General features: G+C 70.5%; 27 protein-coding genes. 11 read left to right on the top strand and 16 right to left on the bottom strand.

Going from position 1 to position 23,385, the window contains the following annotated elements:
• Positions 1-10: 10 nt before the first annotated feature.
• Entirely contained in the window at positions 11-736 is a 726-nt protein-coding gene (locus KV102_RS09575; protein ID WP_220346037.1) for an SDR family NAD(P)-dependent oxidoreductase, read from the bottom strand.
• A gap of 50 nt (positions 737-786) precedes the next feature.
• Here KV102_RS09575 and KV102_RS09570 point away from each other — a divergent pair, with 50 nt between their 5' ends.
• Positions 787-1,332 (top strand): MarR family winged helix-turn-helix transcriptional regulator, encoded by a 546-nt coding sequence (locus tag KV102_RS09570; RefSeq protein WP_220346036.1) that lies wholly within the window; start codon positions 787-789, stop codon positions 1,330-1,332.
• On the opposite strand, the gene KV102_RS09565 is transcribed toward KV102_RS09570, so the two are convergent.
• The 4 genes from KV102_RS09565 to KV102_RS09550 form a co-directional block, all read right to left on the bottom strand.
• On the bottom strand, positions 1,329-1,958 hold the full coding sequence (locus tag KV102_RS09565) for an alpha-ketoglutarate-dependent dioxygenase AlkB (RefSeq protein ID WP_220346035.1): 630 nt from the start codon (positions 1,956-1,958) through the stop codon (positions 1,329-1,331). The two genes, KV102_RS09570 and KV102_RS09565, sit on opposite strands and share 4 nt — an antisense overlap.
• A gap of 69 nt (positions 1,959-2,027) precedes the next feature.
• A complete protein-coding gene (locus KV102_RS09560) occupies positions 2,028-2,315 on the bottom strand; it encodes a DUF2516 family protein (protein WP_220343354.1) in 288 nt (95 codons plus the stop codon).
• A 61-nt stretch (positions 2,316-2,376) separates the two neighbouring features.
• Complete coding sequence (locus KV102_RS09555) at positions 2,377-3,357, bottom strand: hypothetical protein (RefSeq protein ID WP_220346034.1); 981 nt, start codon at positions 3,355-3,357, stop codon at positions 2,377-2,379.
• Positions 3,354-3,773 (bottom strand): helix-turn-helix domain-containing protein, encoded by a 420-nt coding sequence (locus KV102_RS09550; protein ID WP_220343352.1) that lies wholly within the window; start codon positions 3,771-3,773, stop codon positions 3,354-3,356. Before KV102_RS09550 ends, KV102_RS09555 begins: the two co-directional genes overlap by 4 nt.
• 85 nt (positions 3,774-3,858) lie before the next feature.
• On the opposite strand from KV102_RS09550, the gene cysC reads away from it, so the two are divergent.
• The 5 genes from cysC to KV102_RS09525 are packed head-to-tail and all read left to right on the top strand — an operon-like array spanning position 3,859 to position 8,890.
• Positions 3,859-5,019, top strand: a complete 1,161-nt coding sequence (gene cysC, locus KV102_RS09545) for an adenylyl-sulfate kinase (protein WP_220346033.1) — start codon at positions 3,859-3,861, stop codon at positions 5,017-5,019.
• Positions 5,016-5,972: a sulfite exporter TauE/SafE family protein gene (locus KV102_RS09540; RefSeq protein ID WP_220346032.1), complete on the top strand. Its 957-nt coding sequence runs from the start codon at positions 5,016-5,018 to the stop codon at positions 5,970-5,972. The genes cysC and KV102_RS09540 overlap by 4 nt, the downstream gene beginning before the upstream one ends.
• The gene (locus tag KV102_RS09535) at positions 5,969-6,640 is read left to right on the top strand and encodes a lysoplasmalogenase (protein ID WP_220346031.1); all 672 of its coding nucleotides are present in this window, start codon (positions 5,969-5,971) and stop codon (positions 6,638-6,640) included. Before KV102_RS09540 ends, KV102_RS09535 begins: the two co-directional genes overlap by 4 nt.
• 49 nt (positions 6,641-6,689) lie before the next feature.
• The gene (gene cysD / locus KV102_RS09530) at positions 6,690-7,601 is read left to right on the top strand and encodes a sulfate adenylyltransferase subunit CysD (protein WP_220343348.1); all 912 of its coding nucleotides are present in this window, start codon (positions 6,690-6,692) and stop codon (positions 7,599-7,601) included.
• On the top strand, positions 7,601-8,890 hold the full coding sequence (locus KV102_RS09525; protein ID WP_255559655.1) for a sulfate adenylyltransferase subunit 1: 1,290 nt from the start codon (positions 7,601-7,603) through the stop codon (positions 8,888-8,890). Before cysD ends, KV102_RS09525 begins: the two co-directional genes overlap by 1 nt.
• Positions 8,891-8,976: 86 nt before the next feature.
• Here the strand turns inward: KV102_RS09525 and manA are convergent, their stop codons facing one another.
• The 5 genes from manA to KV102_RS09500 form a co-directional block, all read right to left on the bottom strand.
• On the bottom strand, positions 8,977-10,122 hold the full coding sequence (gene manA, locus KV102_RS09520) for a mannose-6-phosphate isomerase, class I (RefSeq protein WP_220346030.1): 1,146 nt from the start codon (positions 10,120-10,122) through the stop codon (positions 8,977-8,979).
• 3 nt (positions 10,123-10,125) lie between these two features.
• Positions 10,126-11,901: a DEAD/DEAH box helicase gene (locus tag KV102_RS09515; protein WP_220343346.1), complete on the bottom strand. Its 1,776-nt coding sequence runs from the start codon at positions 11,899-11,901 to the stop codon at positions 10,126-10,128.
• An 82-nt stretch (positions 11,902-11,983) separates the two neighbouring features.
• Positions 11,984-13,297, bottom strand: coding sequence for a UDP-glucose/GDP-mannose dehydrogenase family protein (locus KV102_RS09510; RefSeq protein ID WP_220346029.1), 1,314 nt, complete (start codon positions 13,295-13,297; stop codon positions 11,984-11,986).
• Between the two features lie 22 nt (positions 13,298-13,319).
• Positions 13,320-14,303 carry a folate-binding protein gene (locus KV102_RS09505; RefSeq protein WP_308290284.1) on the bottom strand — a complete coding sequence of 328 codons (984 nt, stop codon included), beginning with the start codon at positions 14,301-14,303 and terminating at the stop codon, positions 13,320-13,322.
• Positions 14,296-14,805 carry an FABP family protein gene (locus tag KV102_RS09500; RefSeq protein WP_220343343.1) on the bottom strand — a complete coding sequence of 170 codons (510 nt, stop codon included), beginning with the start codon at positions 14,803-14,805 and terminating at the stop codon, positions 14,296-14,298. The genes KV102_RS09505 and KV102_RS09500 overlap by 8 nt, the downstream gene beginning before the upstream one ends.
• 47 nt (positions 14,806-14,852) lie before the next feature.
• Between KV102_RS09500 and dtd the strand changes: the two genes are divergently transcribed.
• Positions 14,853-15,296, top strand: a complete 444-nt coding sequence (gene dtd, locus KV102_RS09495; protein ID WP_220343342.1) for a D-aminoacyl-tRNA deacylase — start codon at positions 14,853-14,855, stop codon at positions 15,294-15,296.
• Positions 15,297-15,393: 97 nt separating this feature from the next.
• Entirely contained in the window at positions 15,394-16,509 is a 1,116-nt protein-coding gene (locus KV102_RS09490; protein WP_220343341.1) for an LCP family protein, read from the top strand.
• Between the two features lie 90 nt (positions 16,510-16,599).
• Here KV102_RS09490 and KV102_RS09485 read toward each other — a convergent pair whose 3' ends face one another.
• The 6 genes from KV102_RS09485 to KV102_RS09460 form a co-directional block, all read right to left on the bottom strand.
• A complete protein-coding gene (locus KV102_RS09485; RefSeq protein ID WP_220343340.1) occupies positions 16,600-16,905 on the bottom strand; it encodes a DUF1416 domain-containing protein in 306 nt (101 codons plus the stop codon).
• A 4-nt stretch (positions 16,906-16,909) separates the two neighbouring features.
• Positions 16,910-17,758, bottom strand: coding sequence for a sulfurtransferase (locus tag KV102_RS09480; RefSeq protein WP_220343339.1), 849 nt, complete (start codon positions 17,756-17,758; stop codon positions 16,910-16,912).
• A gap of 56 nt (positions 17,759-17,814) precedes the next feature.
• A complete protein-coding gene (locus KV102_RS09475; protein WP_220343338.1) occupies positions 17,815-18,312 on the bottom strand; it encodes a DUF4395 domain-containing protein in 498 nt (165 codons plus the stop codon).
• 193 nt (positions 18,313-18,505) lie between these two features.
• Entirely contained in the window at positions 18,506-18,985 is a 480-nt protein-coding gene (locus KV102_RS09470; RefSeq protein WP_220343337.1) for a thioredoxin family protein, read from the bottom strand.
• Positions 18,986-19,049: 64 nt separating this feature from the next.
• A complete protein-coding gene (locus tag KV102_RS09465; protein WP_220343336.1) occupies positions 19,050-19,874 on the bottom strand; it encodes a hypothetical protein in 825 nt (274 codons plus the stop codon).
• Positions 19,871-20,200: a MoaD/ThiS family protein gene (locus KV102_RS09460; RefSeq protein WP_220343335.1), complete on the bottom strand. Its 330-nt coding sequence runs from the start codon at positions 20,198-20,200 to the stop codon at positions 19,871-19,873. The genes KV102_RS09465 and KV102_RS09460 overlap by 4 nt, the downstream gene beginning before the upstream one ends.
• A 77-nt stretch (positions 20,201-20,277) precedes the next feature.
• Between KV102_RS09460 and KV102_RS09455 the strand changes: the two genes are divergently transcribed.
• Genes KV102_RS09455 through mshD form a run of 3 tightly spaced genes read left to right on the top strand, consistent with a single transcriptional unit; the run spans position 20,278 to position 23,364 of the window.
• The gene (locus tag KV102_RS09455) at positions 20,278-21,054 is read left to right on the top strand and encodes a response regulator transcription factor (RefSeq protein WP_220343334.1); all 777 of its coding nucleotides are present in this window, start codon (positions 20,278-20,280) and stop codon (positions 21,052-21,054) included.
• 16 nt (positions 21,055-21,070) lie between these two features.
• Positions 21,071-22,522, top strand: a complete 1,452-nt coding sequence (locus KV102_RS09450; protein WP_220346027.1) for a carboxyl transferase domain-containing protein — start codon at positions 21,071-21,073, stop codon at positions 22,520-22,522.
• Entirely contained in the window at positions 22,519-23,364 is an 846-nt protein-coding gene (gene mshD, locus KV102_RS09445; RefSeq protein WP_220346026.1) for a mycothiol synthase, read from the top strand. Before KV102_RS09450 ends, mshD begins: the two co-directional genes overlap by 4 nt.
• The last annotated feature ends 21 nt before the right edge of the window (positions 23,365-23,385 follow it).

Below are 23,385 nucleotides of genomic sequence, written 5' to 3'. Positions count from 1 at the left end.
ACGCTCCACGTCAACGGGTGGTGAATGCACCCCCGTTGACGTGGACCGTCTGGCCCGTGATGTGGCGAGCGCCGGCCGAGGCGAGGAAGAGCACGGTCTCCGCGACGTCGGCGGGCAGCCCCGCACGCTTGTCGTGCGTGGCGTTGACGAGCGCCGCGTGGCGCTGCGGTGTGAGCCGACCTTTGAAGTAGCCCGTGTCCTCGATGTAGCCCGGGGACACGGAGTTGACCGTGATGCCCCGCGGGCCCACCTCCCGTGAAAGGCCTGCCGTCCATGCCTGGACGGCCGCCTTCGCGACCCCGTAGGAGGTGCTGGCGTACTCCGCGCCGATCGACCCGACGTTGACGACCGCACCGCCTGGACGCATGTCGCCGAGGACGGCGGTCGTCACGAGCACGGTGCTCAGCAGATTGGTGTCGAGGTTCGTCCGCCAAGTGTCGGCGACGTCGTCGAGCCTGGGGTGATCCACACCCTGCCGGTCGAAGTCGGCGTTGCCACCCGACAGGTTCACCAGCACGTCGACCGAGCCGCCGACCTGACGGACGAGCGCCTCGACCTCCTCCGGCCGCGTGGGGTCGCAGACGACCGGACGAGCGCCTGACCTCTCGACCGAGGCGACGAGCCGCCCTTCGTCCCGCCCTGTGACGACGACCCGGTCACCGATCTCGACGCAGCGTCGCGCCAGCTCCTGTCCGATCCCTCCAGATCCCCCGGTGATCAGCACGTCTCGTGGCATCCGCTGTCCTTCCTCGCTATGTTTAGACCTAAACATAGCGAGGAGCAGCCATGAGCGAAACCGGGGAATCGCCCCTGGACGATGTGGGTCCACTGTCGGCGGAGGAGATCGCCCGAGCATGGGAGCGCGAGCTCCCTGGCGTCGCCACCTCGTCGATCCTCCTGCTCACCCCGCTCTGGCGGGTGGCCAAGCTGCTGGCCGACCAACGTCGACGGACGCTCCGAACCCTCGGCATGGACGCCGGCACCCTGGACCTCGTGAGCACGCTGCGACGGTCAGGGCCGCCGTACTCGCTCACGACGCGACAGCTCGGCGAGCAGTCCCTCGTCACGGCAGGGGCGATCTCGCAGCGAGTCGCACGCGCCGAGGAGGACGGACTCGTCGTCCGCGAGCCGTCGGCCGCGGCACGGCGGGCCGTCGCCGTCACACTCACGTCGGCCGGGCACGCCGAGGTGGAGCGCGTCGTCGCCTCGCTGCTGGCACACGAGGAACGCATCCTCGAATGTCTCACGCCCGCTCAGCGCGCAGCCCTGGAGGACGGTCTCGCCTCCCTGCTCGACGACCTGCTCTCTGACGACCCCACCGAGCCTGCCTAACCGACGCCCCGTGGCCTGAGCTGGACGCTGATGCGCGGCCCGACGGGCTTCGACGTCTTGGGGATCGCGTGCTCCCAGGTGCGCTGACACGACCCACCCATCACCAGCAGGTCGCCCGACCCGAGGGTGAAGGACAAGGAGGTGCCGCCACCACGCGGTCGCAGCGCGAGCCTCCGGGGCGACCCGAGGGACAGGATCGCCACCATCGTGTCCTGCGTACGACTGCGACCGATGCGATCGCCATGCCAGGCGACGGAGTCGCGGCCGTCGCGATAGAGGCACAGCCCGGCCGTCGCGAAACGCCCCCCGAGCTCCGTCTCGTAGTGGTCGCCGAGCCGCTCGCGGGCCTCGTCGAGGGCCGGGTGCGGCCAGGCGCTGCGCTCACCGAACCACGCCAGGAGCCGAGGCACCGCGACGACGCGTTCGTACATCTCACGCTCGTCAGCACGCCACGAGACGGTGTCGTGGAGATGCGCGAAGAGGTCGTCGGCGCCGTCCACCCAGTGAGGGCGTACGTCGACCCAGGCGCCGTCCGCCAGGTCGTGGCGCACAACCTGACCCTTGAGCGGACCCAGCGTGGGCTCGTCGGCGGAGTCGAAGAGCGAGCCCTGGAACTGCACGGACATGGCCCCAGCGTACGCCAACCGTCGAACACGTGTTCGACGGTGGCGTCGTACGGCGGGTCTCGCCGCCCCTCAGCGTCCGCTGACCTGCTGGAGCGCGGGACGCGCGTCGGCCAGATAGACGAGAGCCGCCACGATCCCGGCGAGGTTGAGGATGCCGATGGGCTGCCAGATCAGCAGGTTCGCCACGAGGGCCAGCGCGAGCAGGATGACCCAGAACGGCTTGGTCTGCTTGTCGGCCGCGACGAAGGCCTGCGGCGAGCGCGAGACCGCGTCGACAACGGCGAACCCCTTGGCCGCGATCATCAGCACGGTGATGATCAGCTCGACGAGGCTCTGGACGGCGAAGAGATCGAACACCCCCCGAGCGTAGCCCGTCGGAGCGCGTTGCCGTCAGCCGTGGACGCGCTCCGACGACACGTCAGCGACCGTCGCCGGCCGTCCCCGGGCCGGCCGGAGTCGACGGCGCCGCCCTCTTGACCGGCGTCTTCGTGGCAGCCGACGGCGTCGACGGCGCCTTCTTCGCCGTGGAGGACTTCTTGGCGGGGACCTTCTTCGTCGGGGAGGCCGTCGCGGGCGCGGGCGGCGCCGTCTCGGCTGCCGCCTTCTTGGCGGAGGCGGACTTCTTGGCCGTCGGTGCCTTCTTGACCGCCGGGGACTTCTTTGCGGCGGCCTTCGCGGCCGTCGTCGCGGTCGGTGTCGACGAGGCCTTCTTCGCGGTCGGCGTCGTCTTCTTCGCCGGGGACTTCTTGGCCGTGGGCGTCGTCGTCTTCGTCGCGGGCTTCTTCGCCACCGGAGTCTTCTTCGCCGTCGACGTCTTCTTGGTTGTCGACGTCTTCTTGGTTGTCGACGTCTTCTTGGTTGTCGACGTCTTCTTGGCCGCAGGAGCCTTCTTGACGGCCGGCGCCTTCGTGGCCGACGCCGCCGCAGCGGCGGCGGTCGGGGCGTCACTCGCCTTCGTGGCCATCGGCGTCTCGCTGGTCACCGTGGCCTTGGACGCACGCTCGGGCGCACCGTCGGTCTGCGCGCCCTTCTTGCCCAAGGGCGAGCCGGAGGCGACGTCGGCAGCCGCGTTGCGGGCCACAGCGGCCAGCATGACGACGAGCTCCTTGACGTCGTCGGCGATGTCCTCGAGCTTGTGCTCGATCCGGTCCTCGAGGTCGTCGAAGATCTCCTCGACGTCGACGTCCTTCAGGCGGCCCATCGTGTCGAAGTAGAGCGCGCCGGCCTGGCCCGGGAGGGCCCTGGCATCGGCCTCGATCCTCTTCTGCACGTCATCGAGGTCGAGCTCGCCGAGCTGCGCGAGGAGCGACGCCGCTGCGGACTGCGCCTGCCCGACGAAGGCCAGCGCCTGGAGGGGAAGGCCCATGACGGTCTTGGTGATGGTGTCCTGGATGCTCATGATGGGGTCTCCTGGGTCTTGGTTCGGTCGGTCCCGTCGTCTGGCGCGGCCGACGTCGTCGGCGAGTCGCCGACGAACGAGCGGTAGATCTCGAGCAGCGCTCGGCGCTGAGGCTCCTCGAGCCGAGGATCGGTCGCGATCGCCGCCTCGACACCTCCGCCGCTCACGGAGTCGTCGGGGTCGAGCAGCCCTGCCTGCACGTAGACCGACTCGGCCGAGATGGCGAGGGCCTTCGCGATCTGCTGGAGCACCTCGGCCGAGGGCCTGCGCAGTCCACGCTCGATCTGGCTCAGATACGGGTTCGAGACGCCGGTGAGGTCCGCGAGCTGCCGCAGCGACAGCTGCGCCTGGCGACGCTGCTCACGCAGGTAGCCGCCCAGGTCCTCCACGGTCTTGCCGACACTGATCCTTGCCACCCTTCCATCGTGCTTGCAAGAGCAAGCAGATGCAAATGCCCGGCGTCGATGATGGGTCCCGATGCCGCGTGAAACAATCGCCGTCGTGAGTGACGCGCAGTGGACCCCCGACGCACGGGAGCTCGCCGATCTCGAGCTCGTTCTGCTCGGTGCGTGGCCTGCCGACCGCCGGCTCGACGTCGCGGTCCCGGACGAGGTCCACGGACCCGTCGAGCTTCTCGATCCCGAAGGCCTTCCCCTGGCGACCTACGACCGGGAGTCGCGCACCGTTCGAGCCCTGGCCCGTCCGACCTACGGCGCCTTCCGCCGGCTGCACCTCGCTCCCGCCGACGTCCGTGCCGAGCACCCGCACGCGATCGCCGTCCTCGTCGAGCAGCCTCTGACCGTCGACGACGTCGAGGCGGTCGTCGACGCCGAGGAGCGGACCGGACGCCGCGCCGTGCTGATCGTCCGCACCGGCCCCGACCCGCGCCGTACGCTCACGGCACCCGCACTGGTGAGAGCCGCACTCGCCGCCCTCCCGGACCGTCCGGTCGTGGCGGTGGCGCTGGCCCGTCGGCCCGAGCCGACCGACGACGCCGACCTCACCGCCGCCGTCCTCCGCGCCTACGCCGACGAGGTGCTCGCCGTCACGGGCACCGGGCGGCTGACCGACCGGGTCGCTGCCATCGTCTCCGCCGACCAGCCGCCGCTGGACGAGCGAGGCCTCGTCGTCTTCTTCACCGGCCTCTCGGGCTCAGGCAAGTCGACGATCGCCCGGGCCCTGTACGACCTGGTTCTCGAGGACGGTCGTCGTACCGTCACCAGCCTCGACGGGGACGTCGTGCGCCACCACCTCAGCAAGGGTCTCGGCTTCTCCAAGCAGGACCGCGAGACCAACATCGCGCGCATCGGCTGGGTGGCTGCCGAGATCGCGCGACACCGCGGCGTCGCGATCTGCTCGCCGATCGCTCCGTTCGACGCCACGCGCAAGCAGGTACGCGCCATGGCCGAGGAGGCCGGTGGCTCGTTCGCGCTCGTCCACGTCGCGACACCGCTCGAGGAGTGCGAGCGTCGCGACCGCAAGGGCCTGTACGCCAAGGCCCGTGCCGGAGCCATCCCGGAGTTCACCGGCATCTCCTCCCCGTACGAGGTGCCGGACGACGCGCTCGTCTCGGTCGACACCACCGGCCGGACCGTCCCCGACGTCCTCGACGAGGTGGTGAGCGCGCTCGTCGCCGCCGGTCTGTGGGACGGCGGCGCATGACCGACATCCTCACCTACGGCGCGCTGTCGATCCTCGCGGTGAGCTTCGGGGTCGGCATCGTCGTCGGCCTCACCGGGATGGGCGGCGGAGCCCTGATGACGCCCGCGCTCATCTTCCTCGGGATCAACCCCACGGCGGCGGTCGCGAACGATCTCGTCGCCGCCTCCGTCAACAAGTCGGTCGGAGCCGCCGTGCACGCGCGCGAAGGCTCGCCCAACTGGAGGCTGGCCGGCTGGCTCATGCTCGGCTCGGTCCCCACGGCCGCCGCGGGCGCCTTCATCATCGAGGCGGTCGGGGGCGCGGGCGACCAGACGGCGTTCGTCAAGACGGCGATCGGCGCCGCGCTCGTCCTCACCGCGGCGACCTACACGCTGCGCTCCTTCCTCAACGTCCGGGCCGTCCGTCAGGGCCGCCCGGCGTCCACCGACGACCCCACGCTGCGGCCGATCCCGACGGTGCTCGTCGGCGCCGTGGGCGGGCTCCTGGTCGGCGTGACCTCCGTCGGCTCCGGCTCGTTGATCATGGTCTCGCTGCTGCTGCTCTATCCGGCGCTCACCGCCGTACGCCTCGTCGGGACCGACCTGGTCCAGGCCGTGCCGCTGGTCCTCTCCGCCGCGATCACGCACGTCCTGATCACCGGGGTCGACCTCGAGGTGCTGGTGCCGCTGATCCTCGGAGGAACGCCCGGCACCTACATCGGGGCGCGCATCGCCAACCGCGTCCCCCAGGGCATCGTCCGCCGCGGCATCGTCGTCGTGCTGACCTTGACCGGCCTCACCCTGCTCGGCGTCGACCCGGTCGCGGTCGGTCTCATCGCTGCGGGGATGGTGATCCTCGGGCCGATCGCCTGGGCGCTGCTCCGTGACCGCATCGGCGTGCCCGAGGGCGTCGACCTCTTCGCCGAGAAGCGCGACGTCGACCGGGCTCGCCGTGCGGACGAGGAGACTCGATGATCCCGTACCTGGCGCTGAGCGCCGTCCATCTCGCCCTGGTGGCGGTCGACGACAGCCTGGCCACCTCGGTGACCAAGGCCCTGCTGATGCCGGCGCTCGCCCTCTGGGTCTACCGTGCCGGCGGTCCGCGGCTGCTCCTCGCGGCGCTCGCGTTCTCCTGGGTCGGAGATGTGGCGCTCGAGGTCGACGGGCTGTTCGTCCTCGGGATGGCGGGCTTCGGCGCCGCTCACGTCTGCTACGTGACCTGGTTCGTCCGCCAGGGCGCCCTGCGCGGCCTGCGACGGCGCTGGTGGGTCCCCATCGCGGGTCTCGTCGCGTGGTCGGCGGCGATCGGTGTTCTGTGGGGGCCGCTCGGCGAGGAGGAGCCGGCGCTGCGGATCCCGATCGTGGTCTACTCGCTGCTTCTCACCGCCACCGCCGTCACGGCCTTCGGCATCAGCCGCGCGGCCGGGCTGGGCGGTGCGCTGTTCCTTCTCTCGGACACCCTGATCGCCATGGGCCTCGCCGACGTCGCGCGGCCCGAGCCCGCCGGCGTCTGGATCATGCTGACCTACCTCGCGGGCCAGCTCTTGCTCGCCGTCGGTATCGTCCGTCACGACCGCCCGAAGGGCGTCCGCGGCCAGGATGCGGCGCCGTTCTCGGTGAGGGAGGAGCGGTCGGTAGGATGATTTCTTCGCTCCGCGATCGAAACCCCCAGGAACGACGGGAGAACCCCTGGTGACCCCCATGCATGACTACCGGCTGAGCCAGCTCGACCAGCTGGAGGCCGAGTCGATCCACATCTTCCGCGAGGTCGCGGCGGAGTTCGAGAAGCCCGTGCTGCTGTTCTCCGGCGGCAAGGACTCCATCGTGATGCTCCGTCTCGCCGAGAAGGCCTTCTACCCGGCCCGGATCCCGTTCCCCGTGATGCAGGTCGACACCGGGTTCGACTTCCCCGAGGTCCTGGAGACCCGTGACCACTGGGTCGAGCGGTTGTCCCTGCGGATGATCGTCGCCTCGGTCGATCAGGCCATCGCCGACGGCGTCGTCGTGGAGGACGGCAAGACCAGCCGCAACCGCCTCCAGATCGGCACGCTGCTCCACGCCATCGAGGAGAACGGCTTCACGGCCGCGTTCGGCGGTGGCCGCCGCGACGAGGAGAAGGCCCGCGCCAAGGAGCGCGTCTACTCCCACCGCGACGAGTTCGGCCAGTGGGACCCCAAGAACCAGCGTCCCGAGCTCTGGAGCCTCTACAACGGGCGCATCTCCGAGGGCGAGCACATGCGGATCTTCCCGCTGTCCAACTGGACCGAGCTCGACGTCTGGCACTACATCCACCGCGAGAAGATCGAGATCCCGTCGATCTACTTCTCGCACAAGCGCGAGGTCGTCGAGCGCGACGGCATGCTGCTGTCGGCCGGCGACCACCTCACGCTCAAGGGCAGCGAGGCCGCCGAGGAGCGCCTCGTACGCTTCCGCACGGTCGGCGACATGACGCTCACGGGCTGCGTGGAGTCGGCGGCCGCGACCACCGCCGAGATCATCGACGAGATCGCCATCGCCCGTGTGACCGAGCGCGGCGCGACGCGCGGCGACGACCGCTTCAGCGAGGCAGCCATGGAAGACCGCAAGAAGGAGGGCTACTTCTGATGGCCGCCACCGTCACCGAGACCCCCGAGACTTCCCTCCCCCGCATGGACCTCCTGCGTTTCGCCACCGCAGGCTCCGTCGACGACGGCAAGTCGACGCTGATCGGGCGCCTCCTTCTCGACTCCAAGGCGATCTTCGAGGACCAGCTCGAGGCGGTCGAGCGCACCTCGCAGGACAAGGGCTACGACTACACCGACCTCGCGCTGCTCACCGACGGCCTGCGCTCCGAGCGCGAGCAGGGCATCACGATCGACGTGGCCTACCGCTACTTCGCGACCCCGCGGCGCAAGTTCATCATCGCCGACACCCCGGGCCACGTTCAGTACACCCGCAACATGGTCACCGGCGCCTCGACCGCCGACCTCGGCCTGGTGCTCGTCGACGCCCGCACCGGCCTGACCGAGCAGAGCCGTCGTCACGCGGTCATCCTCTCGCTGCTTCGCGTCCCCCACCTGGTCCTCGCGGTCAACAAGATGGACCTCGTCGACTACGACCAGACCGTGTACGAGAAGATCCGCGACGAGTTCGACACGTTCGCGGCCAAGCTCGCGATCCCCGACCTGACGGTGATCCCGATCTCGGCGCTCCAGGGCGACAACGTCGTCAAGCGTAGCGACAAGATGCCCTGGTACCAGGGGACGTCGCTTCTCCACCACCTCGAGAACGTGCACGTGTCCTCCGACCGTGACCTCGTCGACACCCGGTTCCCCGTGCAGTACGTCGTGCGTCCCAAGTCCGACGAGTTCCACGACTACCGGGGCTACGCCGGCCAGGTCGCCGGCGGTGTGCTCAAGCCGGGCGACCAGGTCCAGGTGCTCCCGAGCGGGTTCACGACGACCATCGAGGCGATCGACCTCTTCGACCAGCCGGTCGCCGAGGCTTTCCCCCCGATGTCGGTGACGGTCCGTCTCTCCGACGACCTCGACGTGTCGCGAGGCGACATGATCTGCCGCCCGCAGAACGCTCCGACGCCCACGCAGGACATCGACGCGATGATCTGCTGGATGACCAACACCCCGCTGCGCCCGCGTCAGAAGCTCGCGATCAAGCACACGACCCGCAGCGCACGCGCCATGGTCAAGGAGGTCCAGTACCGCCTCGACATCAACACGCTGCACCGTGACCTGGAGACCGGAGAGCTCGGTCTCAACGAGATCGGCCGCGTCAAGCTGCGCACCACGGCACCGCTGTTCGCCGACCCGTACGAGAAGAACCGCACGACCGGTTCGTTCATCCTGATCGACGAGGCCACCGGCATCACCGTCGGTGCGGGGATGATCAACGGCTGACCGCGCGACCGCCGTGCGGGCGAAGGCCCGGCCAGGAGAGATCCTGGCCGGGCCTTCGTCGTGTCGCGGGGTGTCGTCCGATCAACTCACGGGGCGTAGGCCTGGACGACGGTGCCCGTCCCCCGGACGCGCACGGCACCGGCGTCGTCCGGCACGAACGCCGACCGAGCGGGCGTCAGCGTCAGGGAACCGCTGGTGGCCTCGGCGGTCACGGTGCCGTCGACGCACAGGACGATGCGCGGACCCGTCCCCGGGAGCAGCGCCTCTGCCGTGCCGTCGACCGTCGCCACGGCGAGGGCGAACTCGTCGACCTCGGGGGCGAAGAGGCGAACGCCCGCCTCCTCCTTGGGGGTGAGGACGTGAGCCTCGGCCATGCCCATCCGGACGCAGTCGACGAGCGCCTGCGGCTCGATGTGCTTGGTCGTCAGCCCGGCACGGAGGACGTTGTCGGAGCCGGCCATCACCTCGACGCACGTCCCGCTGAGATAGGCGTGCAGCACGCCGACCTCGACGAACGCTGCCTCCCCGGGCTCCAGGCGGACCCGGTTGAGCAGCGCGGCGACGACGAGGCCGGGATCGCCAGGGTGGTGCTGGGCGAGCTCGGAGACGGTCTCGTAGGCACGTCGACGGTCGAGACCTGCGGCGTACCTCTCCTGACACTCCGCGACGAAGACGTCGAGCTCCTCGGCCGCCGGGCCCATCCAGGGGGACAGCAACCGCCCCACCATGCGGACCAGACCCGGGAAGCCGGGGTCGGCGCCGAGCTCGTCGTTGAGGCGGCGGGCGAGGGGCGACTCGAGCCCTTCGAGCACGTGCCAGACCTCGGCGGTCGGGCGGAACGCGATCAAACCCTCGAACGGGGTCAGCGCATAGACCATCTCGGGCTTGTGGTGCGGGTCCTTGAAGACGCGGTGCGGAGCATCCAGCGCGACACCGCGCTCGTTCTCGCGGGCGAAACCTCGCTCGGCCATGACGGCCTCGGGATGGACCTGCAACGAGAGGGGCTTGTCGATCGCCAGGATCTTCAAGAGGTACGGGAGGGGCCGCCCGGCGACCTCGCTGAGCGGGACGGCGGCGCCGCCCTCGACGGCGACCGTCGACTGGCCGAGGGGATGGGTGCCCATCCAGAGCTCGGCCCACGGGCTGCCGTCAGGCTCTTCGCCCAGCATCCTCGGGAGGACGGTGGGCGATCCCCAGTCGTAGTGCTGGACGACGGTGCCAAGAGCGTGCATCGCCTACCCCTTGCGTCGTGGCGTCCTGGCCGAGCGTACTGGTCCCTTGCCCGCGCTGTCCCAGGATCGACCACCACCGCTGCGACGGCCCCCGCCGCTGCCACCGGCGTGGCCGCGTGCGCCTCGGTCGCGCTCGAGGTTGATCAGCTCTCCGCCGATCCGCGTCCGGCTCAGTGCGCTCTCGGCGCCGCTGGGCAGCGGGTCGGGCAGCTCCACCAACGAGTGGTCGAAGCGGATCGAGATGTTGCCGAAGTCGGACCGGCCGAGCCCGCCCTCGTTGGCCAGCGCGCCCATGATCGACTTCGGGGTGGCGCGCTGACGCTTGCCGACGGCGAGCCGGTAGACGGCCATGCCGTCCGGCGTCGGCCGCTGGGGCCGCTCCGGGCGCTCGCTGCGGTCGGCTCGGTCGCGTCCTCGGTCGCGTTCGCTCAGGACGATGTCGTCCTTGGCGTCGAGCAGGAACGACCGTCCCTCGTGGGCGCGGACGGCGAGTGCCGCCGCGACGTCGAGCGGGTCCACTCCGGTGGACGCGGCGTACTTGCCCACGAGCCCGCGGAAGAGGTGCACGTCCTTGGTCGCGAGGGCGTCGGTGATCGCCTCCTCGAACTGCTCGACCCGGCGGGCGTTGACCTGCTCGGCGGTCGGGATGTCCATCGGCGTCACCGGCTGACCGGTGGTGCGCTCGATCACACCCAGGAGGCGACGCTCGCGCGGGGTGACGAAGAGGACGGCGTCACCGCTGCGGCCAGCACGACCCGTACGACCGATCCGGTGCACGTACGCCTCGGGGTCGTGCGGGATGTCGTAGTTGATGACGTGGCTCACGCGGTCGACGTCGAGGCCGCGGGCCGCGACGTCGGTCGCCACGAGGATGTCGAGCGAGCCGTTCTTGAGCGCGTTGACGGCACGTTCACGCTGCGCCTGCACCAGGTCGCCGTTGATGGCCTGCGCCGTGTGGCCGTACGCCCGCAGCTGCTCGGCGAGCTCCTCGGTCACCTGCTTGGTCCGGACGAAGACGATGACGCCCTCGTGCGGCTCGACCTCGAGGAAGCGGGCGAGAGCGTCCAGCTTGCGGAAGTGCGGGACCAGCAGCCAGCGCTGGCGCACGTTCTTGGCGGTGACCGTCTTGGCCTTGACCCTCACCTCGATGGGATCCTTGAGGTACTGGTTGGCCAGTCGGCGGATCGTCGACGGCATCGTGGCCGAGAACAGCGCCACCTGCTTCGTCGTGGGTGTGTCGCGCAGGATCCGCTCGACGTCCTCGGCGAAGCCCATCTTGAGCATCTCGTCGGCCTCGTCGAGGACGAGGTAGGAGATGGTCGTCAGGTCGAGGCGGCCGCGCTCGAGGTGGTCGATCACGCGACCGGGCGTGCCGACGACGACGTGCGCGCCCTTGCGGAGCGCGGCGAGCTGCTCGGTGTAGCCCGCCCCACCGTAGACGGGGACGACGTTGAGGCCGGGCAGGTGCTTGGCGTACGACGCGAACGCCTCGGAGACCTGGAGCGCCAGCTCACGGGTCGGGGCCAGCACGAGTGCCTGCGTGTCGCGTCGGGACACGTCGATGCCGGACAGGATCGGCAGCGCGAAGGCAGCGGTCTTGCCGGTGCCGGTCTGCGCCATGCCGATGATGTCGCGGCCGGCGAGCAGCGGGGGGATCGCCTCGGCCTGGATGGGGGACGGCGATTCGTAGCCGACGTCAGCAAGGGCGCGGACCAGCCGCTCGTCGTCGAGAAGGTCAGCAAAAGAAGGGTGCGCATCGAGTGGCGCGGATTCAGTCATAGCCAATCAAGTCTATGGGCCGGGCACGCCGGACCACGAATCGGGCGGGTGTGATATCGGACGTGCGTCGGGGCGCGGCTGACTACGGCCGGCCGAGACCCCGGTAGGTCCAGCCGGCCTCGCGCCACTGGATCGGGTCGAGCACGTTGCGTCCGTCGACCACGACGGCGCTGCGGACCTGCTTGGCCAGCGCTGCCGGGTCGAGCGCGACGTACTCGCGCCACTCGGTGAGCAGGAGGACGAGGTCGGCGCCGTCCACGGCCTCGTCGACCGACGGCACATAGGTCAGCTCGGGGTGCAGGCGCCGCGCGTTGTCGATCGCGTGGGGGTCGGTGACACGCACCTCGGCGCCGTGGACGTGCAGGCGCGCTGCCACGTCCAGCGCGGGCGAGTCGCGGACGTCGTCGCTGTTGGGCTTGAAGGCGGCACCGAGCACGGCGATCGTACGGCCGGTGACGGCGCCGTCGAGGACCTGGCGCGCGATCTCGACCACCCTGTCGCGGCGACGCAGGTTGATCGTGTCGACCTCGCGGAGGAAGGTCAGTGCCTCGTCGGCACCGAGCTCGCCAGCGCGTGCCATGAACGCGCGGATGTCCTTCGGCAGGCAGCCGCCGCCGAACCCGATCCCGGCGTTGAGGAACTTGCGTCCGATGCGGTCGTCGTGGCCGATCGCGTCGGCCAGTGCGGTCACGTCGGCTCCGGCGACCTCGCACAGCTCGGCCATCGCGTTGATGAAGGAGATCTTGGTGGCCAGGAACGAGTTGGCGGCCACCTTCACCAGCTCGGCGGTCGGGTAGTCGGTGACGACCAGCGGCGCACCCTCGGCGAGCGGCGCGGCGTACACCTCGTCGAGGACGGCCCGCGCCCGCGCGCCGGCGGCGCCCTCCGGCAACCCGTAGACGATCCGGTCCGGGTGCAGCGTGTCCTCGACGGCGAAGCCCTCACGCAGGAACTCCGGGTTCCAGACGAGCGTGGCCTCGGGCTGCACCTGCGCGATCCGGGCGGCGATCCGGGCCGCCGTGCCCACCGGCACCGTGGACTTGCCGACGACCACGTCACCCGGTGCAAGGTGCGGCAGCAGGCTCTCGATCGCACTGTCGACCTGGCTGAGGTCGGCCGCGTTCTCGCCCGCGCTCTGGGGCGTACCGACGCACACGAAGTGCACCCTGCTCCCGGCGACGGCCGCAGGGTCGGTCGTGTAGCGGAGCCGGCCGGTGTCGCGCTGCTCGCTCAGGAGATCCTGGAGTCCGGGCTCGAAGAACGGCGCACGCCCGGCCGAGAGGTCGTCGACGATACGGGTGGCGATGTCGACTCCGGTGACGTCATGACCCATCCGCGCCAGGCACGACGAGGTGACGGCGCCCAGGTAGGAGCAGCCGATGACCGAGATACGCATGCGGGGACCCTAGCAAGCGGTCTCAGAGCGCCGGACGCACGTGCAGGCCGATCTCGGGGTCGACCAGCGCCTCCTGCGCGGCGGGGACACCGTCGACGAGGAGCGTCTCCTCGACGGGCACGTTGCGCTTCACGACGGCGAGGGCGATCGGCCCGAGCTCGTGGTGACGCGCCGTCGACCCGACGAATCCGACCCGGCGCCCGTCCAGCTGGACCTCGGCGCCATGGGAGGGCAGGTGCTCGGCCGAGCCGTCGAGGTGCAGCAGGACCGCACGGCGGGGCGGGCGACCGAGGTTGTGGATCCGGGCGACCGTCTCCTGTCCGCGGTAGCAACCCTTGTCGAGGTGCACCGCCTGCATGAGATCCGACGTGCCGGTGGCGGCGTCGTACTGCCACCCGTACTCGTTGGGGATCGACTTGTCGTCGGTGTCGAGCCCGGGGCGCGGCACACCGGCGGCGATCCGCAACGCCTCCCAGGCCCAGGTGCCGGCAGGTGTCCCGTACGTGTCAGGCGCCGACGCCAGCTCGGCCCGCGGGATCACGGCGTACCGGAGGCCGGACAGCCCGAGGACCGCGTGGGTGCCGGTGGCGAGCGTGACATCGACCCGCATCATGAACCGCATCGAGTCGAGGTACGCCGCCAGCGCAGTGCCGCGACCGGGCTCGGTGTGCGCCACGAAGGTCTCACCGTCGTCCACGCCGTGGAAGGCGTGCTCCACCCGACCCTGGGGCGACAGGACGAGCGCCTGGGTGGGAGTGCCAGGCGACAGCCGGTCGAAGGCCTGGGTGGTCAGCGAGTGCAGCCAGCCGAGCCGGTCAGCGCCGGTGATCGTGAGGACGTCGCGGTGGGACAGGTCGACGAACGCCTGTCCGGCCTCGAGGGCTCGCTGCTCGGGGCTGATCGCTCCGTAGTGGGCTGCGACGCCTCGGTCGACGCCGTCGCCCTCGACCGCGCCAGGCAGATCGAGGAGGGGACTGCGATAGGTCGGTGCGTCGACGTCAGACACGCTTGAGCTGCCCCCAGAGGTGGGACTGCATGGGTTGCCCCTGTGCCGCCATGTCGTAGGCATACATGAGGTCGCCCTCGACGAGCCCGTACATCCGCTGGCCGGCGGTGTACTCCTTGGCCGTCGGCGTACGGACGACCGCGTCGGTCTGCAGAGTCAGGCGAGGACCGTCCAGCTCGCCGAAGTAGATCTCGACGAAGCCCGTCGGGTGCGCGAGGAGCAGCTCGACCGGCCCCTTGGCCTTCTCGATCGGCCCCCCGGGACGGAGGAAGCCCGTCTCGAGCGCCCCCGGCCGGACGCGCTCGCCCGACTCGTCGGTGATCCACGTCTGGCTGAAGTAGTGGAGGAACGGACGGCCGTCGTGCGCGAACGCGACGTCCTGCTCGAAGGAGAACGACTCGATCGTCGGATAGTCACCCCGGCCGTTGCCGTGCCACTGCCCGAGCAACCAGGCCAATCCGAGGATGTCGGGGTGCAGGTCCTCGGGAATCTCGAACGGCATGCCGCCAGTCTACGTGCGACCGGCAGCCCCTCCGTCACACTGTGCGGATGCGTGCGGTGATCCAGCGAGTCAGCTCTGCGTCGGTCCGGGTCGAGGGGAAGGTCGTGGGCGCGATCGAGCGCCCGGGGCTGGTCGTCCTCCTCGGTGTCACGCACGTCGACAGCCCCGACGACGCCGTCGCGCTGGCCGCCAAGACGTGGGGCCTGCGGATCCTCCGCGGGGAGCGCTCGGCCTCCGACCTCGCCGCTCCCCTCCTGGTCATCAGTCAGTTCACGCTGTACGCCGACGTCCGCAAGGGCCGGCGACCGTCGTGGGGAGATGCGGCGCCGGCGCCGGTCTCCGAGCCGCTCTACGAGGAATACTGCCGCGCGCTGCAGGAACTCGGGGCGCACGTCGAACGTGGAGTGTTCGGAGCGGACATGGCGGTGGAGATGATCAACGACGGCCCGGTGACGTTGATCCTCGACAGCGCCGAGATGCGCCGAAGATGAGACATCGCCTGGGCTGATGACCTTTCATGGGGCACAATGAGCGAGACCGCAGCCCCGGCCGTCCGCTTGGGCTGCGCTGTGCTGGACAGGGAGAGGGATGAGCGACTACGACGGCGCCGGGAAGCGACGCGGCGAGAAGCCGCGCGGTTGGCTGCGCCGGCACTGGATCGGCGCGTCCGTCGCCGCAGTGCTCTCCGTGGTGCTCGTCGGCGGCGCCACGTACGCGTACGGGTTGATGACCAACCTCGACAACATCGACACCGTCAAAGGGCAGGCCTCCATCAAGGAGAAGAACCGCCCCGACCCCGCCCCCGGCGAAGCCCTCAACATCCTCGTGCTGGGCGCCGACGCCGAGGCCGACGGCAACAAGAACAAGTCGTCGATCAAGGCCGACCTCGGCGCGGACGGGCGGTGGAAGGACGGCAGGATCCACCGCAGCGACACGATCATGGTCGCCCACATCTCCGCCGACCGTAAGAAGGTCTCGGTCATCTCGATCCCCCGCGACTCCTGGGTCACGATCTACGACGAGGAGGGTGAGCCACGCGGCGAGAACAAGATCAACGCCGCGTTCGCCGACTACGGCCCGTCGGGCGCGATCGCGACGGTCGAGAACTTCACCGACCTGCGTCTGGACCACATGGTGATCATGGACTGGGACGGCTTCCAGGACATGACGGCAGCTGTCGGCGGGGTTCGGGTCTACATCCCCGAGACGTTCTACGACTCCTCCCAGAAGGTGGAGTGGAAGAAGGGCTGGCACAACCTCAAGGGCAAGCGGGCCCTCCAGTACGTGCGCACCCGCTACGGGCTCACCGACGGCGACTTCGGCCGCATCAAGCGCCAGCAGAACTTCATCCGTCTCCTCCTCAAGGAAATGATGAGCGGGACCAACGTCAGCAACCCGATCTCGCTCCAGAAGACGGTCGAGTCCGTCGCCGCGAACCTCACGATCGACGAGAACTTCACGACCTCCGACATCACCGGTCTTGCGTTGGCGCTGCGCGGCGTCAGCGTGGACGACGTCGACTTCCTCACCGTCCCCCTCGGATCGCCGTCGACGCGCAACCTCGACAACGGCATGAACGTGGTCAACCTCGACGAGGAGAAGGGCGAGGAGCTCTGGCGCATGGTCCGCAACGACAAGGTCAAGAAATACCTTCGCCTCAACCCTGATGCCGCCAAGCTCGGCAGCGAGACCGAGGTCAGCTGAGCCAGCCGCCCGTACGAGGCAGCTCCCGACGTACGACGAAGCCCCCGCCCGGACGGAGATCCGGTGCGGGGGCTTCGTTGTGCCGTACTGTCAGGCCGCCTCGATCGTCACCTCGATGTCGACGGCGCTCCCACGCTGGGCCTTGACCTGGCGGTCGACCGAGCGCGCGCGCGGCGCGAGAGTGCGCAGCGTCCACTCGCCGGGAGCGGCGAAGAACCGGAATTGGCCGGTCTCCGACGTCGGGACCTCGGCGGTGAACTCGCCGGTGGCGTCGAGCAGCCGCACGTAGGCGTTGCCGACCGGCTCACCTGACCTGGTGACGATGCCCTGGATCACGGACTCCTTCGCGAGGTCGACCCCCTCGAGGCTGGGGCCGCCGCGTGTCGCGCCGCACACGGGCTCAGGCCTCGCCGGGCTCGTCGCCGAGCGCGACGGGGACGCCGATCAGCGAGCCGTACTCGGTCCAGGAGCCGTCGTAGTTCTTCACGTTCGGGATCTCGAGGAGCTCCTGGAGCACGAACCACGTGTGCGACGAGCGCTCGCCGATGCGGCAGTAGGCGATGGTGTCCTTGCTGCGGTCGAGGCCGGCCTCGGCGTAGAGCGCCTCCAGCTCCTCGTTGCTCTTGAAGGTGCCGTCGTCGTTGGCTGCCTTGCTCCACGGGACGTTGCCGGCCGTGGGGATGTGGCCGCCGCGCTGGGCCTGCTCCTGCGGGAGGTGGGCAGGAGCGAGCAGGCGCCCGGCGAACTCGTCGGGGCTGCGCACGTCGATGAGGTTCTGGACGCCGATCGCGGCGACGACCTCGTCACGGAAGGCGCGGATGGAGGTGTCCTGCTCCGAGGCGGTGTAGGACGTCTTCTCGCGGGTCGGGATCTCCTTGACGAGCTCGCGGCTGTCGAGCTCCCACTTCTTGCGGCCCCCGTCGAGCAGCTTGACGTCCTGGTGGCCGTACAGCTTGAAGTACCAGTAGGCGTAGGCCGCGAACCAGTTGTTGTTGCCGCCGTAGAGCACGACGGTGTCGTCGTTGCTCACGCCACGCTCGGACAGGAGCGCCTCGAACTGCTCCTTGCTGACGAAGTCCCGACGGACCGGGTCCTGCAGGTCGGTCTTCCAGTCGAGCTTGATCGCTCCGGCGATGTGGCCCTTCTCGTAGGCCGTCGTGTCCTCGTCGACCTCGACGAGCACGACGTTCGGGTCGGACAGGTGCTCCTCGACCCAGTCGGCGGTGACGAGCGCGGTGTCGCGGCTCATGGGATACCTCCACGGTTGGTGTGACGCTGGATGGGTGGTGCTGATGAGTGGTGCAGTCAGGCCCGCTGCGGCGAGACCCGTCGGACGATGAGGTACATCTCGCAGCCGAGGCAGAAGCCGGTGACGGCGTTGAGCAGCGCTGCGGCCAGCGCAAAGCCGACGGCGACCGCGGCGACCGGTGCGGCACCGACGAGCGAGGCGACGAGGGCGATCAGGGTGAAGACGAGCCCCACCGACTGGGCGAAGCGCGGCGGGCGGGCGTCCTCGGTCTCCGTCGGAGCGCCGATGCGGGGCCGTACGAGCCGCGCGAACAGCTGGGCGTACGGCGTGCCCGCCGGCCCCACGAGCACCCCGAGGGCGAAGACGAGGGCCTGGAACGCGATCAGCACCGTCGCGAGCGACGAGCCGATCGTCACGAGAGCGACCGCGAGGACGGCCGCGGTGATCGCGGCGGAGAAGCGTTGACCCCGCGGGTCGACCACTCCGTGAAGACCGGCATCGGGGCCGGCGGTGGGAGCAGCTCGACGCGGGGTGGTCGACGAGGTGTGAGACATGGAGACTCCAGGCGCAGAACGGTGCCGCACGGGCGGCGGACAGGTGGGTTCGTTCAGCGCATGCGACACAGCGCCGAGCGCACGCGGCAGTTGTCGACTGCCCGTCGCCTGGTCAGGTGTGTCGTGGGAGGCATGCCGCAAGAGTAGGCGGCGATCCCCCACCGGTCACTTTCCCGTCCAACAAATGAGACGGCTATCCATCATCCGAGACACGCGTCTTTGTGACGCTGTCGAGAACCGCCTCGATCTCAGTGACCCGTGGGACGCCGGAGGCGCGACCGACGACCGCGCCATCACGGTCGAGGACGAGCACCGTCGGAGTACGCAGGATGCCGAGGCGGCGTACGAGGTCGAGGTGAGACTCGGCGTCGACGTCGACGTAGGCCACGTCGTCGCGCCCGTCGGCCACCCGAGTCAGGAGCACCCGCGCCGCACGGCACGGAGCACAGAAGGCACTCGAGACCTGGACCAGCGTGGCAGCCTCTCCCAGTCCGGAACCGATGTCGGCAGCGGTGAGCACGGCAGGCTCGGCCGGGGCGGGAGCACCATCGACCGGAGGCGTCGGTGCCACAGGCCCGGCGGCACGGACACGCCCGTCGCGGCGGTGGCGGAACAGCGCGAAGGCGCCGGTGACGATGAGCACGACGACGAGGACGGAGACTCCGAGGGGCACGTTCCAAGAGTACGGACCTCCCGTTTGAACCCGTCCTCCCTCGGGCGCCGGACCGGCCGTTCGATCAGATACCCGCCCAGACCAACGACGCGACGAACACGACCGGACCGGCCAGCGCGATCGGCGCGGTCACCTCCATCGCCCACCGCGCAGGAGGCAGCGGGCGCCACCGGCGACCCACCGCACCTCCGGCGAGCACCGCACCGGCGATCGCCAGCGCGGCGATCCCGCCCACCAGGGCGTGGGCACCCTCGAGAGAAGCGAGCACGATGCCGCTCAACGCACTCAGCGCGAGCGCCCAGACCTGGGTCACCGGTCGCATTCGAACCGACCGGTCGGCGAGGACCATGATCACGGTCACGACCGCCGCGACGACGATCGCCGGACGACCGACCGGTGACAGCGCCGCCGCCAGCCAGCCCGTCGCCATCAGGGCGATCGTGCCTGTGACGACGACCTCTCCGAGTGCAGTGACGACATCGGGTCGCGGAGGCGGACGACGGAGCTGACCGAGGAGGGCCGCCAGCACCAGCACGGGGAAGGCGATCCCGACACCCGCGAGGGAGCCCCCAGCGACGGACGCGCTCGCGGTCGCCACCGTTCCCGCCGCACCCGAGATCGTCGTGGGTGCGAGGGTGACGACCGCCGCGGCCAGACCCGCCAAGGCGATCGGCGCCACCTTCGGCGACCGCGCGGGGGCGCGGGTGACGCCGGCCGGCGGAGGGGACGCGGCCAGCACCAGCTGCACCAGGAGCACCGCACCCGCCACCACGACGGGTCCGGCGAAGTCGGCGAGCACCAGCAGAGCGACCAGCGCGCACGTGACCACCCAAGGCGCGAAAGCGGTCAGCCCGAGGGGCGAGCGTGCTTCCTCGCGAACGCGACTCACGTGCGGTCGGTCTCGGGCCGACCCGCGCCGCCGGCGAAGGGCGGGAGCAGCTCGAGTCGTCCGCCGGGCCCCACCGTGACGGTGGCCGGATCGGCACTCCCGAGGGGCTCTTCGCCGACCAGGACCGAGCAGATCTCCAGCACGCGCATGAAGCGCTCGTTGCCGGCGTGCAACGCCCTCACGGCGTCGAGGACCTCGGCCACGGTGCCGGGATCGACCTCGTCCACCTCGCGGCCAGCAGCGGCACGCGCAGCGGCCCAATAGCGGACGGTGACGCTCGAACTGCTCGCGGCGCCGCGGTTACCGGCTGTTGATGCATCCGACACGTCGTCTATTGTGAGGCAAGCAATGAAGCCCTGGGCAGAGCCCTGGGCTTTCTTTGTATCCGCAGAAGGGTTACGCGATGTCCACCTTGCTCCTGCTGACACCGAGTACGCAGTCCTCCATCGAAGTACTGCCTGCGCTGGCGCTCCTGCCCCACCACGTCAAGATCCTCCCGCCCGAAGCCAGCGCGCTGCTGGATGCGCCGTCGTGCGACGCCGTCCTCATCGACGGGCGCACCGACCTGGCCCAGGCCCGCGGGCTCACCCGTCTCCTCCGCACCACCGGCATGGACGCCCCGCTGGTGCTCATCGTCACCGAGGGTGGGCTCGCCGTCGTGGCCGCCGACTGGCGCATGGACGACGTCGTCCTCACCACCGCCGGCCCGGCCGAGGTCGAGGCCCGTCTGCGACTGGCGATCGGGCGGGTCGCAGCCGAGGCGGGCGGCGAGCCCGACTCGCACGTCATCCGCTCCGGCGGGCTGACCGTCGACGACGTGACCTACACCGCGCGTCTCGACGGCCGCTCGCTCGACCTCACGTTCAAGGAGTTCGAGCTCCTCAAGTTCCTCGCTCAGCACCCCGGTCGCGTCTTCACCCGGCAGCAGCTGCTCCAGGAGGTGTGGGGGTACGACTACTTCGGAGGGACCCGGACCGTCGACGTGCACGTGCGCCGGCTGCGCGCCAAGCTCGGTCCCGACAACGAGACACTGATCGGGACCGTGCGCAACGTCGGCTACCGCTTCGTGGCGCAGTCGCGCGACCGTCGCGACGCCGGCACGACCGCGAGCTCCGACGCCGGCTCGGGCGACGACGCCGAACGTCCACGAGCGGGAGCACGGCACACCACCGCCCGTTGACCGGAAAGGACGGAGCATGAGCGCACGCCGTACGGCGTCGGACCTGGTCGAGCTCGTCCTCGACGCCGACTCGTTCGCGTCGTGGGACTCTCCGATCGACATCGGCCGCTGGCCGGATGCCTATCAGCGTGAGCTCCTGCGGGCCGCCGAGCGCTCCGGGCGCGACGAGTCGGTGATCACCGGCCGGGCCACCGTGAGGGGTCGACCGGTCGCCGTCGTCGCGAGCGAGTTCCGCTTCCTCGCGGGCTCCATCGGCGAGGACGCGGCCCGCCGCATCGTCCACGCCGTACGCCGGGCGACCGAGGAACGCATCCCCGTCCTGGCCACCACCGCCTCGGGCGGCACGCGCATGCAGGAGGGGACGCCGGCCTTCCTCCACATGATCGACATCTCCCGCGCGATCATGGACCACAAGGCAGCGGGGCTCCCGTACCTCGTCCATCTCGGGCATCCCACGACCGGTGGCGTCTTCGCCTCGTGGGGCTCGCTGGGCCACGTCACCGTCGCCGAGCCCGGCGCTCTGGTCGGCTTCCTCGGCCCGAAGGTGTACGAGGTGCTCCACCACCGCCCGTTCCCCGAAGGCGTCCAGACTGCCGAGAACCTCGCGCACCACGGCATCCTCGACGCCGTCGTGACCGCGGAGGATCTCCCCGCACTGGTCGACCGCACGCTCGGGATCCTCGTCGACCCGCCACGACCGGCCGGCCTCCCGCGGAGGGAGCCGGTCGCGACCGGGAGCGGCGACACCTGGGCGGCCATCGAGCGCACCCGGGCACCGGGACGCCTCGGTGTCCGCGAGGTGCTGCGCGTCGGTGGTGAGGACACCATCCGCCTCCAGGGCACCGACGAGGGCGAGCGCGACAGCGCGATGATCGTCGCCCTGACCCGACTCGACGGAGAGCCGTGCGTGGTCGTCGGTCAGGACCGCCAGGCGCAGGCGCGGGCGCCGATGGGTCCCGGCGCGCTCCGCGAGGCCAGACGCGGGATGCGGCTGGCCGAGGAGCTCGGTCTCCCGCTCGTCTCGTTCATCGACACCCCAGGCGCTGACCTGTCCAAGGCCGCCGAGGAGGGTGCGATCGCCGGCGAGATCGCGCGCTGCATCGCGACGATGGCGACGATGACGGTGCCCACGGTCGCCGTCCTGCTGGGCGAGGGCTGCGGGGGCGGGGCGCTCGCACTCTTCCCCGCCGACGTCGTGGTCGCCACCCAGAGTGCGTGGCTCTCGCCGCTGCCACCAGAGGGCGCGTCCGCGATCGTCCACGGCGACGCCGACCACGCCGCGGAGATGGCGACGGCTCAGCGTGTGTCCGCCGCCGACCTCTTCGCCGCGGGAAAGGTGCAGGTTCTCGTGCCCGAGCTCGATTCCGACAGCGGGGACGCCAAGAGCCTCGCCATCGCCGTCGCCGCCGAGGCGGCCACCCAGCTCCGGGTGCTCCGTGCAGGCTCCGGCACAGGACCACGCCGATGACCGCCGCGGTCGACCCCCGCGTCGCGCTCGCTGAGAGGGTGGCTGCCGCGGACGGCGTGTCCCCGCTCAACGAGGCGAGCCGGATAGCGATCGCCGCCGGCGAGCCACCGCGCGTCGACCAGGCGACCCGTGACGGTGATGACCTCGTCGGTGTCGCGTACGCCGCCGGGGACGCGCCCGTCGAGGTGTTCGTGGATCCCCACCACCGTCGGCACGGCGTCGGTGGCGCGCTCCTCGACCGTCTTCTGAACGACGGCGAGAGCCGCTTCTGGGCTCACGGAGACCTCCCACCAGCGCAGGCCCTCGCTCGCAGCCGCGGCCTGGGGGTCGTACGCACGCTCGTCGTCCTCGAGCGGACCACCGCCGATCCGCTGCCCGAGGAGCGCGGCATCGACGGGGTGACGATCCGGCCCTGGCGAGACGAGGACACCGCAGGACTGGTCGCCGTCAACGCTCGCGCCTTCGCGATGCACCCGGAGCAGGGTGCGATGGACGAGGCCGACTTCCGAGCGCGGGCCACCCTGCCGTGGTTCGACCCGGCCGGGCTGTTCGTCGCCGAGCGTGACGGACGGGTCGTCGGCTTCCACTGGACCAAGGTGGACCCGCCGGCCATCGAGGGCGGCGAGGTCGGTGAGGTGTACGTCGTCGGCGTCGACCCGTCCGAGCAGGGGCACGGGCTCGGCAAGGCACTGACGCTCCGAGGACTCCACCACCTCACCGGGCTCGGACTGGCACGGATCGACCTCTACGTCGAGGGCGACAACACCCCTGCGCTCGCCACGTACCACGGGCTGGGCTTCACCGAGAGCGCTCGCGACGTCCTCTACGGTCGCAACCTCTGATCCGCGTCGTGCGGCCGCACC

This window comes from Mumia sp. zg.B53 (genome assembly GCF_019550935.1).
Lineage (GTDB): Bacteria > Actinomycetota > Actinomycetes > Propionibacteriales > Nocardioidaceae > Mumia.
The sequence above is the reverse complement of the archived record's forward strand: the minus strand, read 5'-3'. Positions and strand labels throughout refer to the sequence as shown.